General features: G+C 45.2%; 7 protein-coding genes and 6 rRNA genes. 2 read left to right on the plus strand and 11 right to left on the minus strand.

Annotated features, from left to right (window positions below):
* Window positions 1-6 precede the first annotated feature (6 nt).
* Together G7062_RS00770 and G7062_RS00775 are read left to right on the plus strand one after the other, a co-directional pair.
* Complete coding sequence (locus G7062_RS00770) at window positions 7-360, plus strand: arsenate reductase family protein (RefSeq protein ID WP_166064020.1); 354 nt, start codon at window positions 7-9, stop codon at window positions 358-360.
* Window positions 360-1,070, plus strand: a complete 711-nt coding sequence (locus tag G7062_RS00775) for a YaaA family protein (protein ID WP_166064021.1) — start codon at window positions 360-362, stop codon at window positions 1,068-1,070. The genes G7062_RS00770 and G7062_RS00775 overlap by 1 nt, the downstream gene beginning before the upstream one ends.
* A 20-nt stretch (window positions 1,071-1,090) precedes the next feature.
* On the opposite strand, the gene G7062_RS00780 is transcribed toward G7062_RS00775, so the two are convergent.
* The 11 genes from G7062_RS00780 to G7062_RS00830 all read right to left on the minus strand — a co-directional run bounded on the left by G7062_RS00780 (window position 1,091) and on the right by G7062_RS00830 (window position 15,252).
* Complete coding sequence (locus G7062_RS00780; protein ID WP_166064022.1) at window positions 1,091-1,963, minus strand: NUDIX domain-containing protein; 873 nt, start codon at window positions 1,961-1,963, stop codon at window positions 1,091-1,093.
* A 52-nt stretch (window positions 1,964-2,015) separates the two neighbouring features.
* A complete protein-coding gene (gene rplA, locus G7062_RS00785) occupies window positions 2,016-2,699 on the minus strand; it encodes a 50S ribosomal protein L1 (RefSeq protein WP_166064023.1) in 684 nt (227 codons plus the stop codon).
* An 8-nt stretch (window positions 2,700-2,707) separates the two neighbouring features.
* On the minus strand, window positions 2,708-3,130 hold the full coding sequence (rplK, locus tag G7062_RS00790) for a 50S ribosomal protein L11 (protein WP_166064024.1): 423 nt from the start codon (window positions 3,128-3,130) through the stop codon (window positions 2,708-2,710).
* Between the two features lie 171 nt (window positions 3,131-3,301).
* Window positions 3,302-3,415: ribosomal RNA gene (gene rrf, locus G7062_RS00795) — 5S ribosomal RNA — on the minus strand.
* Between the two features lie 75 nt (window positions 3,416-3,490).
* Window positions 3,491-6,399 (minus strand): 23S ribosomal RNA (locus G7062_RS00800).
* 308 nt (window positions 6,400-6,707) lie between these two features.
* A 16S ribosomal RNA gene (locus G7062_RS00805) occupies window positions 6,708-8,248 on the minus strand.
* A 333-nt stretch (window positions 8,249-8,581) separates the two neighbouring features.
* On the minus strand, window positions 8,582-9,499 hold the full coding sequence (locus G7062_RS00810; protein ID WP_166064025.1) for an aldo/keto reductase family oxidoreductase: 918 nt from the start codon (window positions 9,497-9,499) through the stop codon (window positions 8,582-8,584).
* Window positions 9,500-9,613: 114 nt separating this feature from the next.
* A 5S ribosomal RNA gene (rrf, locus tag G7062_RS00815) occupies window positions 9,614-9,727 on the minus strand.
* 75 nt (window positions 9,728-9,802) lie between these two features.
* Window positions 9,803-12,712: ribosomal RNA gene (locus tag G7062_RS00820) — 23S ribosomal RNA — on the minus strand.
* 308 nt (window positions 12,713-13,020) lie between these two features.
* Window positions 13,021-14,561 (minus strand): 16S ribosomal RNA (locus tag G7062_RS00825).
* Together the 16S, 23S and 5S rRNA genes form the textbook arrangement of a ribosomal RNA operon.
* Window positions 14,562-14,820: 259 nt before the next feature.
* Window positions 14,821-15,252: a GNAT family N-acetyltransferase gene (locus tag G7062_RS00830; RefSeq protein WP_166064026.1), complete on the minus strand. Its 432-nt coding sequence runs from the start codon at window positions 15,250-15,252 to the stop codon at window positions 14,821-14,823.
* Window positions 15,253-15,292 lie beyond the last annotated feature (40 nt).

Here is a 15,292-nt window from a genome sequence, read left to right on the forward strand (position 1 = left end):
TTGATTATGAAACCACTATTTATTTACTATCCAAAATGTTCTACTTGTAAACGCGCAATTAAGTTTTTAGAGGACAACAATATCGATGTCGAATACCGTGACATCATGACACAAAACCCTACCAAGGCCGAATTAAAGAAATGGTTTGTAGAGAGCGGATATCCAATCAAACGCTTTTTCAATACTTCAGGCATTGTGTATCGCGAAATGAACCTAAAGGATAAATTGCCAACAATGAGTGACGAAGAAGCACTGGATCTTCTTGCAACTACAGGACGCTTGATTCGCAGACCTGTTATGATCAGTGATCACGGTGTTTTTCTTGGTTTCCACGAAGAAATGTACGAATTACTAAAATAATGCTTGTACTTTTCTCACCCACAAAAACGCAAAAAGAAGCGCCTTCGGACCAACCCGCAAAGCGCTTCTTTCCTGAGATTACCGAACGCATTCTAAGTGAAATGCAAGCGTATGACGTTGACGACCTCAAGCGTATTTACCGTGTTTCCGATAAAATCGCCCAAGCAGCGCATCATAATTTCGCAACATTTCAAGAACATCACATTGCAATTCAAAGCTATCAAGGTTCAACATTTAAAAATATGAATACAAATGAATGGTCCCAAGTAGACCATGACTACGCCAACAAACATCTATTGATTCTCTCTGCGCTGTATGGACTTGTTAGCCCAAACTCACGCATCGGATTGTATCGTTTGGATTTCCTTACGAAAACTACTTTAAGACTCTACGATCTTTGGCAAGTTCCTGTCACACAGGCACTCAATGCAATGACTCAGCCAATTCTAAATCTTGCATCAAAAGAATATGTTGAAATGATTGATACAAACAATCTCACGGTTCCCTTTGTTTCAATTGATTTTAGGGAAACAGTTGGGTCTGAAGTCGTAGTCAAAGCAACATATGCCAAAATTGCACGTGGAAAAATGGCATCACAGGTTATCAAACAACGAATTACAAATTTTGAAGATCTTAAGAAAATCAGTTTTGATGATTATGTGTATAACGAATCGCTTTCAAACCAATCATTATATGTCTTCACACGATAAAAGGTGCTTTCGCACCTTTTTTAGTCAATAAATTGTTTGAAACTTTCGAGTTTCATGGGTAAATCACGAATCTCATCAGGAGTTAACCACACGCCAGCACACCCATCAGCAAACTGTATCTTTGATGTATCGACGCTAACCTCAAAATTGAATGAAACGAAATGTGTTTCCATGGGACTGTTTCCTGGTTTACTCAGATAAAACACATCGGTTGTTATTCCAAGAAATCGTACTTCCATAATTTCAGTCGACAACTCTTCGCGTATCTCGCGGTGAATTGCTTCCAAAAGAGTCTCGCCCCACTGCATACGCCCACCCACAGGCACTGGATGGCCCCAGTCGAGCGCTAAGAAGTCAAATAGAACCTTATTCGATTCGCTGACTTTTGCGCTTACACGCGCGTTAAACGAGCGTTCAGGCGAAATCTGCACAGAAATATCCTCACCGTTTGTACGAACATCGATTTCATCAACATAATACATTTTAAACGTATCGCGATTCGCAATTGCTGTTTCAATCCAAGCAGGAACAATGGGATAATTCTTAAAATCATGCGATGCGATAGGTACAATGCCAGTTTCAAGATTAAGTTCAAGCTCATCATCCAAATCGATGCTGAAAATAATAGAATGTTCATGCCATGGTTTCGTAATATGGAGAAATTGTTCTGCAATTCCAATCATTCGATAATCCGACACTGTAATACCCAATTCTTCTTGCATCTCCCGAACAAGCGCCTCTTCAACTGTTTCTCCGAACTTAACACGACCACCTACTGGAAAATAGTACTGATCTGTTTTGCAGAAATCAAAAAGAAATGCACCACGGTACATGACAAGTGCGACAATTCTTAAATTATAAATATTTTCCCCAACGTCTAATGTTAAATCCATAAGTACACTCCTTTAAATTAAAAAGAAAAGCCGATTACTCGGCTTTGATTAATTAGTCAATTGAAACTTTAAGACCGCGACCCATTGTTGTTGAAATAACAAGGTTCTTGATGTATGTTCCCTTAACTGCTGCTGGACGTGCTTTCACGATCATGTCATTTAATGCTTGGAAGTTTTCTTCCAATGCTGCATCATCAAATGAAAGTTTACCAATGATTGTATTGACGTTTGATTCTTTGTCAACACGGTATTCGATTTTACCTTTTTTGATTTCTTCGACTGCTTTTGTTACATCAGTTGTAACAGTACCAGTTTTAGGGTTAGGCATTAAACCTTTAGGTCCTAGGACACGTCCTAATTTTCCTAATTCACCCATCATGTCTGGAGTAGCAACGATGATATCAAAGTCAAACCAACCATTTTTGACTTCTTCAAGAATTTCTTTACCACCAACAAAATCTGCACCAGCATCTTTTGCTTCTTGCTCTTTAGCACCTTGAGTAACTACTAAGACTTTTTGTGTACGTCCTGTACCGTTTGGTAAGACCATAGCACCACGGATTTGTTGGTCCGCATGACGTGGATCTACGTTCAAGTTATATGAAACTTCAACAGTTGGATCAAATTTTACGAAACTGTTTTCGCGTAATACTTTAATCGCTTCAGCTACTGAATAAACTTTTGAACGATCGATGTTTCCGTCGACTTTTTTATAGTTTTTTGTTGATTTAGCCATAATAAATGTTAGTCCTCCATTCCTTCAATATTGATACCCATATTTTTTGCGGTACCAGCAACGATTTTCATTGCGCCTTCGACATCATTTGCGTTTAAGTCTACTAATTTATATTCAGCAATTTCACGCAATTGTGCTTCTGAAATGGTTCCAACAACTTGTTTGCTTGGTGTTGCGGCTCCACTTTGGACTCCAGCAGCTTTCTTTAATAAGATAGCAGCAGGTGTTGTCTTCAATTCGAAGTCAAATGATTTGTCATCGTATACTGTGATAACTACAGGTACAACATCTCCTGAACGATCACGAGTTGCATCGTTAAATGCAGTCGTAAACTGAGGCATGTTAATACCAACACCAGCTAATGCAGGTCCTGGTTTAGCTCCCCCAGCAGGGAATTGTAATTTTGCTATTTTTGCAACTTTTTTACTCACACGACATTCCTCCTTGTGTTTGATTTGTCTGTGTTGTGGTCAAATGAATGGTTGCGTCACTCTACCACACAAAAACACCCTTTGACAGGCTTACTTATTATACAAGTTTTAGTATAGCAAAGTCAACCAATCGAGTATAAAAAAAGACATCCTGATAAAGGATGTCGAATTACCCGGCAATGAGCTATCTTCACTAGCGCAGGGCTAGATATTGTCGCCGCTAAAGTGCTTAACTTCTGTGTTCGGGATGGGAACAGGTGTGACCACTTCGCTAATATCACCAGATCATTGAGAGAATCTCTCAAAACTGAATAACAGAATTCATAAACTTTGGAATCTTTTCAAATAGTCGTATCAATTGTGATTAAAACCTCGACCTATTAGTATCAGTCAGCTACACATATCACTATGCTTCCACCTCTGACCTATCAACCTGATCGTCTCTCAGGGGTCTTACTACTTGCGTATGGGAAATCTCATCTTGGAGTTGGCTTCGTGCTTAGATGCTTTCAGCGCTTATCCAGTCCATACTTAGCTACCCAGCGATGCTCTTGGCAGAACAACTGGTACACCAGCGGTATGTCCATCCCGGTCCTCTCGTACTAGGGACAGCGCTCCTCAAATTTCCTACGCCCACAACAGATAGGGACCGAACTGTCTCACGACGTTCTGAACCCAGCTCGCGTACCGCTTTAATGGGCGGACAGCCCAACCCTTGGAACCTAATTCAGCTCCAGGATGCGATGAGCCGACATCGAGGTGCCAAACCTCGCCGTCGATGTGAACTCTTGGGCGAGATCAGCCTGTTATCCCCAGGGTAGCTTTTATCCGTTAAGCGACGGCCCTTCCACGTGGTACCGCCGGATCACTAAGCCCGACTTTCGTCCCTGCTCGACTTGTAGGTCTCGCAGTCAAGCACCCTTCTGCCTTTACGCTCGTCGATTGATTTCCAACCAATCTGAGGGTACCTTTGGGCGCCTCCGTTACTCTTTAGGAGGCGACCGCCCCAGTCAAACTGCCCACCTGGCACTCTCCCGGACCCGGATCACGGGTCGCGGTTAGAACTTCAAACTTACAAGAGTGGTATCCCAATGGCGACTCCACATAGACTAGCGTCCATGCTTCAGTGTCTCCCACCTATCCTGTACATGTAAATTCAAAGTTCAATACCAAGCTACAGTAAAGCTCCATGGGGTCTTTCCGTCTAGTTGCGGGTAACCGGCATCTTTACCGGTACTAAGATTTCACCGAGTCTGCTGCCGAGACAGCGCCCAAATCGTTACGCCTTTCGTGCGGGTCGGAACTTACCCGACAAGGAATTTCGCTACCTTAGGACCGTTATAGTTACGGCCGCCGTTCACTGGGGCTTCAGTTCAATGCTTCGTTCCGAAGAACTAACACATCCCCTTAACCTTCCAGCACCGGGCAGGCGTCACCCCCTATACTTCGTCTTGCGACTTTGCAGAGAGCTGTGTTTTAGTTAAACAGTCGCTTGGGCCTCTTCACTGCGGCTCTCTTTTACAAGAGCACCCCTTCTCCCGAAGTTACGGGGTCATTTTGCCGAGTTCCTTGGCAACAGTTCTCTCGCTCACCTCAGGATTCTCTCCTTGCCTACCTGTGTCGGTTTTGGTACGGGCCAATCCATAATTAACGCTAGAAACTTTTCTTGAGAGCTGGCATCGGTTACTTCGCTACTTCCTCACGGGTTCACTCCTCATAACGCCTTTGCTTTATAGGACGGATTTGCCTATCCTACGGCTCCTTCGCTTAAACCGGCTCTTCCATTCGCCGGCTTAACCTAGCCTTCTCTGTCATTCCTTCACTTATGGATCGGGTACAGGAATATCAACCTGTTGTCCATCGACTACGCTTTTCAGCCTCATCTTAGGTCCCGACTTACCCAGGGAGGACGAGCCTTCCCCTGGAATCCTTAGGCAATCGGTGGGTCAGATTCTCACTGACCTTTCGCTACTCACACCGGCATTCTCACTTCTATACACTCCACTGCTCCTTACGGTACAGCTTCAACGCAGTATAGAACGCTCCCCTACCACTTAAAATAAATTTTAAATTCGCAGTTTCGGTATCATACTTAGCCCCGGTACATTTTCGGCGCAGGGTCACTCGACTAGTGAGCTGTTACGCACTCTTTCAAGGGTGGCTGCTTCTAAGCCAACCTCCTAGTTGTCTGTGCATCCCCACATCCTTTTCCACTTAGCATGAATTTTGGGACCTTAACTGGCGATCTGGGCTGTTTCCCTTTTGACTACGGACCTTATCACCCATAGTCTGACTGCCGTCTACATATCCGTTGGCATTCGGAGTTTGATTATATTCAGTACCCCGAGATGGGGCCATCATACATTCAGTGCTCTACCTCCAACGGCCTTCCAACGACGCTAGCCCTAAAGCTATTTCGGGGAGAACCAGCTATATCAGAGTTCGATTGGTATTTCACCCCTAGCCACAGTTCATCCGCTAACTTTTCAACGTTAGTCGGTTCGGTCCTCCATTTGGTTTCACCCAAACTTCAACCTGACCATGGCTAGATCACTCTGTTTCGGGTCTACCACAATGTACTTCGCGCCCTATTAAGACTCGCTTTCGCTTCGGCTCCGCTCTTTCCAGCTTAACCTTGCACATTATGAGTAACTCGCCGGTTCATTCTACAAAAGGCACGCCATCACCCTTTAACGGGCTCTGACTTCTTGTAAGCATACGGTTTCAGGATCTATTTCACTCCGCTTCCGCGGTTCTTTTCACCTTTCCCTCACGGTACTGGTTCACTATCGGTCACTAAGGAGTATTTAGCCTTACCGGGTGGTCCCGGTTGATTCCGACAAGGTTTCACGTGCCTCGCCGTACTCAGGATTCCACTAGGGTCATCGCCGCTTTCGTCTACAGGGTTTGCACCTTCTTTGACTGGCCTTTCAATGCCATTCGACTAGCTTTAATGAATCCCACATTGTGGTCCTACTACCCCTTCTCGAAGAAGGTTTGGGCTCTTCCCGTTTCGCTCGCCACTACTCAGGGAATCACTGTTGTTTTCTTTTCCTCCTGCTACTAAGATGTTTCAATTCGCAGGGTTGCTTCTCCATAGGCTATGTATTCACCTATGAGTAATACTGCATTACCAGTACTGGGTTCCCCATTCGGAGACCTCCGGATCGTTGAGTACGTACCTCTCCCCGGAGCATTTCGCTGTTAGTCGCGTCCTTCATCAGCTCTTAGTGCCTAGGCATCCACCGTACGCCCTTACATATTTAATCACATGTAATTTCGCGCCTGATATATTTCAATCAGTTCTTTTTTTGTCTATCGCTTCGATAAACGTGTGTTCGCTTATTTGATTACTGTTTTTGTTTAACTTGATGTAAATCTAGTTTTGTTACAACTATTCGAAAAGATTTCTGTTGATAACTTTTTAATGTCTGTATCTCTATCTATTCTTTTCTGTTATTCAGTTTTCAAAGATCATCATTGCTTCTTACCTGAGATTTCGCTCTTTCAAACGGACTCTCAAAACTAAACAGGAAACCCTTGTCAATTCCACTTCTTACTAAGTTATTCTCCTTAGAAAGGAGGTGATCCATCCCCACCTTCCGGTAGGGATACCTTGTTACGACTTAACCCCAATCATCGGTCCTACCTTCGACGGCTTCCTCCATTTACATGGTTAGACCACCGGCTTCGGGTATTACCAACTCTCATGGTTTGACGGGCGGTGTGTACAAGGCCCGAGAACGTATTCACCGCGACATTCTGATTCGCGATTACTAGCGATTCCGACTTCATGGAGTCGAGTTGCAGACTCCAATCCGAACTGAGACGTACTTTCTGAGATTCGCTCAACATCACTGTCTTGCTGCCCTCTGTATACGCCATTGTAGTACGTGTGTAGCCCAGATCATAAGGGGCATGATGATTTGACGTCATCCCCACCTTCCTCCGGTTTATCACCGGCAGTCTCTCCAGAGTCCCCAACTTAATGCTGGTAACTGAAGACAAGGGTTGCGCTCGTTGCGGGACTTAACCCAACATCTCACGACACGAGCTGACGACAACCATGCACCACCTGTATCCGCCATAACTATTACATATCTCTATGCTTTTGCGCGGTATGTCAAGACCTGGTAAGGTTCTTCGCGTTGCTTCGAATTAAACCACATACTCCACCGCTTGTGCGGGCCCCCGTCAATTCCTTTGAGTTTTACGCTTGCGCGCATACTCCCCAGGCGGGATACTTATTGCGTTAACTACAGCACTGAATTTCTCCAACACTTAGTATCCATCGTTTACGGCGTGGACTACTAGGGTATCTAATCCTATTTGCTCCCCACGCTTTCGAGCCTCAGCGTCAGTTACAGGCCAGTAAGCCGCCTTCGCCACTGGTGTTCCTCCATATATCTACGCATTTTACCGCTACACATGGAATTCCACTTACCTCTCCTGCACTCAAGTCTACCAGTTTCTATGGCGTCACGGGGTTGAGCCCCGAACTTTCACCATAAACTTAATAAACCGCCTGCGCTCCCTTTACGCCCAATAATTCCGGATAACGCTTGCCACCTACGTATTACCGCGGCTGCTGGCACGTAGTTAGCCGTGGCTTTCTGGTAAGGTACCGTCATAGTACGAGCATTCCCTCTCATACTTGTTCTTCCCTTACAACAGAGCTTTACAACCCGAAGGCCTTCTTCACTCACGCGGCGTTGCTCGGTCAGGGTTTCCCCCATTGCCGAAAATTCCCTACTGCTGCCTCCCGTAGGAGTCTGGGCCGTGTCTCAGTCCCAGTGTGGCCGGTCACCCTCTCAGGTCGGCTACGCATCATCGTCTTGGTAGGCCGTTACCCCACCAACTAACTAATGCGCCATAAGCCCATCTCATTGTGATGTATTCCATCTTTAATTAACTCAAGATTCCTTAAGTTAACCTATCCGGTATTAGCTGACGTTTCCATCAGTTATCCCAGGCATTGAGGCAGGTTGCTTATGTATTACTCACCCGTTCGCCACTAAGATCATTAAGAAGCAAGCTTCTCAAGTCTCTTCGTTCGACTTGCATGTATTAGGCACGCCGCCAGCGTTCATCCTGAGCCAGGATCAAACTCTCCATTTGATTCTTTCTCTTTGTTTTTAAACTCGCTGACGAGTTTGTTTTTTGTTTCGTTTATTTCTTTTGAAATTGACGTTTCCTGTTTAGTTTTCAAAGACCATTTCGCGCCAAGTTCCCTTGAACGCTTGTACATAATATCACCGCAACTCGTTTGTGTCAACGCCTTTTTCACTTTTATTTAAGAAAATGTTAATTTGTTGCGATAAAGCCAATAAAAGGCAATTTAAGCGCCTTGGAGCACATATATAAGTATGTAATATGAGGGCACAGATGTGCATCAACACAAAAGAAAAACGTATAACTCAGAAAATGAATTATACGTTTCAAACAACCAGCTTAAGGAAGTAAATTTCCAGCACTGTGATACAAGTCATACCAGTCTTCACGACTCATATTTATATCAGACCCTTCACAAATACGAACAATCCGCTCAACATTCATACTTCCAATCAACACTTGCATATTAGCTGGGTGACGAAGAATCCAAGCGACAGCAATTGCTTCATCAGAAACACCATATTTTGCGGCCATTTCATTAAGTTTCGCATTCACTTCTGGGAATTTTTCATTTGCCATGAATACATCTTCAAAATACCCACTATAGAATGGTGACCACGCTTGAATTGTCATGTTCTTAATTCTTGAGTATTCAAGGATACCTTGGGTACGGTCAATGCTTGGCTCATTGTACATATTGACATTAAAACCATAATTTATCATTGGAGCATGCATTAAACTCAATTGCAGTTGATTTACCAATAAGGGTACTTTTATTTCTGTCTTTAGAAGCTCAATGGTCCCTGTTGATTGATTACTTACACCAAAGTGATTCACTTTCCCTTCAGCAAGAAGGATTTCGAAAGCTTCATTAACTTCTTTGGGTTCCATAAGCGTATCTGGACGATGCAATACAAGCAAATCAAGATGTGTCATTTGCAAGCGTTCTAGGATACCATCAACTGCGTTAATAATGTGATCTCTGGAAAAATCGAACATCCCCTTACGGATTCCACATTTTGATTGAATAAAAACACTGCTTCGATCAATACCAAGTTCCTTAAAGGCTTGTCCAAAAATTCGCTCGGACTCGCCATCACCATAAATGTCAGCATGATCAAAGAAATTAATTCCTGCAGCGATACTTGTGCTGATGATGTCTTTTGCTTCTTCAATTGACTTTCCGGCCATTCGCATACAGCCAAGAGCAATGTTTGAAACTTTCAACTCACTTGTACCAAGTTTTATCTTTTTCATTCTGTCTCCTTTGGGTTGTAACCCTATGTATCGAGTATAGCACAGACAGCGCTATCATTAATTCAAATTCATAATTTACACAAAAAAAGACATCCTGATAAAGGATGTCGAATTACCCGGCAATGAGCTATCTTCACTAGCGCAGGGCTAGATATTGTCGCCGCTAAAGTGCTTAACTTCTGTGTTCGGGATGGGAACAGGTGTGACCACTTCGCTAATATCACCAGATCATTGAGAGAATCTCTCAAAACTGAATAACAGAATTCATAAACTTTGGAATCTTTTCAAATAGTCGTATCAATTGTGATTAAAACCTCGACCTATTAGTATCAGTCAGCTACACATATCACTATGCTTCCACCTCTGACCTATCAACCTGATCGTCTCTCAGGGGTCTTACTACTTGCGTATGGGAAATCTCATCTTGGAGTTGGCTTCGTGCTTAGATGCTTTCAGCGCTTATCCAGTCCATACTTAGCTACCCAGCGATGCTCTTGGCAGAACAACTGGTACACCAGCGGTATGTCCATCCCGGTCCTCTCGTACTAGGGACAGCGCTCCTCAAATTTCCTACGCCCACAACAGATAGGGACCGAACTGTCTCACGACGTTCTGAACCCAGCTCGCGTACCGCTTTAATGGGCGGACAGCCCAACCCTTGGAACCTAATTCAGCTCCAGGATGCGATGAGCCGACATCGAGGTGCCAAACCTCGCCGTCGATGTGAACTCTTGGGCGAGATCAGCCTGTTATCCCCAGGGTAGCTTTTATCCGTTAAGCGACGGCCCTTCCACGTGGTACCGCCGGATCACTAAGCCCGACTTTCGTCCCTGCTCGACTTGTAGGTCTCGCAGTCAAGCACCCTTCTGCCTTTACGCTCGTCGATTGATTTCCAACCAATCTGAGGGTACCTTTGGGCGCCTCCGTTACTCTTTAGGAGGCGACCGCCCCAGTCAAACTGCCCACCTGGCACTCTCCCGGACCCGGATCACGGGTCGCGGTTAGAACTTCAAACTTACAAGAGTGGTATCCCAATGGCGACTCCACATAGACTAGCGTCCATGCTTCAGTGTCTCCCACCTATCCTGTACATGTAAATTCAAAGTTCAATACCAAGCTACAGTAAAGCTCCATGGGGTCTTTCCGTCTAGTTGCGGGTAACCGGCATCTTTACCGGTACTAAGATTTCACCGAGTCTGCTGCCGAGACAGCGCCCAAATCGTTACGCCTTTCGTGCGGGTCGGAACTTACCCGACAAGGAATTTCGCTACCTTAGGACCGTTATAGTTACGGCCGCCGTTCACTGGGGCTTCAGTTCAATGCTTCGTTCCGAAGAACTAACACATCCCCTTAACCTTCCAGCACCGGGCAGGCGTCACCCCCTATACTTCGTCTTGCGACTTTGCAGAGAGCTGTGTTTTAGTTAAACAGTCGCTTGGGCCTCTTCACTGCGGCTCTCTTTTACAAGAGCACCCCTTCTCCCGAAGTTACGGGGTCATTTTGCCGAGTTCCTTGGCAACAGTTCTCTCGCTCACCTCAGGATTCTCTCCTTGCCTACCTGTGTCGGTTTTGGTACGGGCCAATCCATAATTAACGCTAGAAACTTTTCTTGAGAGCTGGCATCGGTTACTTCGCTACTTCCTCACGGGTTCACTCCTCATAACGCCTTTGCTTTATAGGACGGATTTGCCTATCCTACGGCTCCTTCGCTTAAACCGGCTCTTCCATTCGCCGGCTTAACCTAGCCTTCTCTGTCATTCCTTCACTTATGGATCGGGTACAGGAATATCAACCTGTTGTCCATCGACTACGCTTTTCAGCCTCATCTTAGGTCCCGACTTACCCAGGGAGGACGAGCCTTCCCCTGGAATCCTTAGGCAATCGGTGGGTCAGATTCTCACTGACCTTTCGCTACTCACACCGGCATTCTCACTTCTATACACTCCACTGCTCCTTACGGTACAGCTTCAACGCAGTATAGAACGCTCCCCTACCACTTAAAATAAATTTTAAATTCGCAGTTTCGGTATCATACTTAGCCCCGGTACATTTTCGGCGCAGGGTCACTCGACTAGTGAGCTGTTACGCACTCTTTCAAGGGTGGCTGCTTCTAAGCCAACCTCCTAGTTGTCTGTGCATCCCCACATCCTTTTCCACTTAGCATGAATTTTGGGACCTTAACTGGCGATCTGGGCTGTTTCCCTTTTGACTACGGACCTTATCACCCATAGTCTGACTGCCGTCTACATATCCGTTGGCATTCGGAGTTTGATTATATTCAGTACCCCGAGATGGGGCCATCATACATTCAGTGCTCTACCTCCAACGGCCTTCCAACGACGCTAGCCCTAAAGCTATTTCGGGGAGAACCAGCTATATCAGAGTTCGATTGGTATTTCACCCCTAGCCACAGTTCATCCGCTAACTTTTCAACGTTAGTCGGTTCGGTCCTCCATTTGGTTTCACCCAAACTTCAACCTGACCATGGCTAGATCACTCTGTTTCGGGTCTACCACAATGTACTTCGCGCCCTATTAAGACTCGCTTTCGCTTCGGCTCCGCTCTTTCCAGCTTAACCTTGCACATTATGAGTAACTCGCCGGTTCATTCTACAAAAGGCACGCCATCACCCTTTAACGGGCTCTGACTTCTTGTAAGCATACGGTTTCAGGATCTATTTCACTCCGCTTCCGCGGTTCTTTTCACCTTTCCCTCACGGTACTGGTTCACTATCGGTCACTAAGGAGTATTTAGCCTTACCGGGTGGTCCCGGTTGATTCCGACAAGGTTTCACGTGCCTCGCCGTACTCAGGATTCCACTAGGGTCATCGCCGCTTTCGTCTACAGGGTTTGCACCTTCTTTGACTGGCCTTTCAATGCCATTCGACTAGCTTTAATGAATCCCACATTGTGGTCCTACTACCCCTTCTCGAAGAAGGTTTGGGCTCTTCCCGTTTCGCTCGCCACTACTCAGGGAATCACTGTTGTTTTCTTTTCCTCCTGCTACTAAGATGTTTCAATTCGCAGGGTTGCTTCTCCATAGGCTATGTATTCACCTATGAGTAATACTGCATTACCAGTACTGGGTTCCCCCATTCGGAGACCTCCGGATCGTTGAGTACGTACCTCTCCCCGGAGCATTTCGCTGTTAGTCGCGTCCTTCATCAGCTCTTAGTGCCTAGGCATCCACCGTACGCCCTTACATATTTAATCACATGTAATTTCGCGCCTGATATATTTCAATCAGTTCTTTTTTTGTCTATCGCTTCGATAAACGTGTGTTCGCTTATTTGATTACTGTTTTTGTTTAACTTGATGTAAATCTAGTTTTGTTACAACTATTCGAAAAGATTTCTGTTGATAACTTTTTAATGTCTGTATCTCTATCTATTCTTTTCTGTTATTCAGTTTTCAAAGATCATCATTGCTTCTTACCTGAGATTTCGCTCTTTCAAACGGACTCTCAAAACTAAACAGGAAACCCTTGTCAATTCCACTTCTTACTAAGTTATTCTCCTTAGAAAGGAGGTGATCCATCCCCACCTTCCGGTAGGGATACCTTGTTACGACTTAACCCCAATCATCGGTCCTACCTTCGACGGCTTCCTCCATTTACATGGTTAGACCACCGGCTTCGGGTATTACCAACTCTCATGGTTTGACGGGCGGTGTGTACAAGGCCCGAGAACGTATTCACCGCGACATTCTGATTCGCGATTACTAGCGATTCCGACTTCATGGAGTCGAGTTGCAGACTCCAATCCGAACTGAGACGTACTTTCTGAGATTCGCTCAACATCACTGTCTTGCTGCCCTCTGTATACGCCATTGTAGTACGTGTGTAGCCCAGATCATAAGGGGCATGATGATTTGACGTCATCCCCACCTTCCTCCGGTTTATCACCGGCAGTCTCTCCAGAGTCCCCAACTTAATGCTGGTAACTGAAGACAAGGGTTGCGCTCGTTGCGGGACTTAACCCAACATCTCACGACACGAGCTGACGACAACCATGCACCACCTGTATCCGCCATAACTATTACATATCTCTATGCTTTTGCGCGGTATGTCAAGACCTGGTAAGGTTCTTCGCGTTGCTTCGAATTAAACCACATACTCCACCGCTTGTGCGGGCCCCCGTCAATTCCTTTGAGTTTTACGCTTGCGCGCATACTCCCCAGGCGGGATACTTATTGCGTTAACTACAGCACTGAATTTCTCCAACACTTAGTATCCATCGTTTACGGCGTGGACTACTAGGGTATCTAATCCTATTTGCTCCCCACGCTTTCGAGCCTCAGCGTCAGTTACAGGCCAGTAAGCCGCCTTCGCCACTGGTGTTCCTCCATATATCTACGCATTTTACCGCTACACATGGAATTCCACTTACCTCTCCTGCACTCAAGTCTACCAGTTTCTATGGCGTCACGGGGTTGAGCCCCGAACTTTCACCATAAACTTAATAAACCGCCTGCGCTCCCTTTACGCCCAATAATTCCGGATAACGCTTGCCACCTACGTATTACCGCGGCTGCTGGCACGTAGTTAGCCGTGGCTTTCTGGTAAGGTACCGTCATAGTACGAGCATTCCCTCTCATACTTGTTCTTCCCTTACAACAGAGCTTTACAACCCGAAGGCCTTCTTCACTCACGCGGCGTTGCTCGGTCAGGGTTTCCCCCATTGCCGAAAATTCCCTACTGCTGCCTCCCGTAGGAGTCTGGGCCGTGTCTCAGTCCCAGTGTGGCCGGTCACCCTCTCAGGTCGGCTACGCATCATCGTCTTGGTAGGCCGTTACCCCACCAACTAACTAATGCGCCATAAGCCCATCTCATTGTGATGTATTCCATCTTTAATTAACTCAAGATTCCTTAAGTTAACCTATCCGGTATTAGCTGACGTTTCCATCAGTTATCCCAGGCATTGAGGCAGGTTGCTTATGTATTACTCACCCGTTCGCCACTAAGATCATTAAGAAGCAAGCTTCTCAAGTCTCTTCGTTCGACTTGCATGTATTAGGCACGCCGCCAGCGTTCATCCTGAGCCAGGATCAAACTCTCCATTTGATTCTTTCTCTTTGTTTTAAACTCGCTGACGAGTTTGTTTTTTGTTTCGTTTATTTCTTTTGAAATTGACGTTTCCTGTTTAGTTTTCAAAGACCATTTCGCGCCAAGTTCCCTTGAACGCTTGTACATAATACCATTCGACCTAGGGTGTGTCAACACTATTTCGGTTATTTATTTTTTATTTTTTTAAACCGTTCTTTAACCTTCAATTTCGGCACTCTATTCGTTTAAATTACAAAGAGAAAGTGGCTTTCACCACTTATATATTCTCTGGCCAAACCATTGTCAACTCTTTGAGTCCATGCGCTTCATCCATACCTTCACCAACTATGACAAATGATTCTTTTGTATAAAAACGAACTGCACCCTCATTAAACGCATAAACATCCAATGTGATTTCCTCATATGTTTTCTTCAAGTAGTCAAGCAGCGCTTTCCCAACGCCATCCGACCGGTGTGTTTCTGCAACAAAGATTCCTGCAAGATAGTAGCCTTCGCTAACTCCCGCAAACCCAACAATCGTATCATCCTTGAGGGCAACATAAATATTGCTGTTCTCCATTGCCGCCTTCACATCCGCTACATTGCCTTCCCAATAAGATGCCGGCACCTCGTGATGGACTTCTATATTGGTATCCAACCAAATCTTCATAACATCATCTATTTCCTGTATTTCCATTAAACGGATCATTATATTCACCTCTTACCTTTTATTATAGCAAAAGAGTGTG

It is taken from the genome of Erysipelothrix sp. HDW6C, assembly GCF_011299615.1.
Lineage (GTDB): Bacteria > Bacillota_I > Bacilli_A > Erysipelotrichales > Erysipelotrichaceae > Erysipelothrix.

Coding starts and splice junctions, on each gene's coding strand:
- G7062_RS00770 (WP_166064020.1), top strand. CDS start 7: ATGAAACCACTATTTATTTACTATCCAAAATGTTCTACTTGTAAACGC.
- G7062_RS00775 (WP_166064021.1), top strand. CDS start 360: ATGCTTGTACTTTTCTCACCCACAAAAACGCAAAAAGAAGCGCCTTCG.
- G7062_RS00780 (WP_166064022.1), bottom strand. CDS start 1,963: ATGGATTTAACATTAGACGTTGGGGAAAATATTTATAATTTAAGAATT.
- rplA (WP_166064023.1), bottom strand. CDS start 2,699: ATGGCTAAATCAACAAAAAACTATAAAAAAGTCGACGGAAACATCGAT.
- G7062_RS00810 (WP_166064025.1), bottom strand. CDS start 9,499: ATGAAAAAGATAAAACTTGGTACAAGTGAGTTGAAAGTTTCAAACATT.
- G7062_RS00830 (WP_166064026.1), bottom strand. CDS start 15,252: ATGATCCGTTTAATGGAAATACAGGAAATAGATGATGTTATGAAGATT.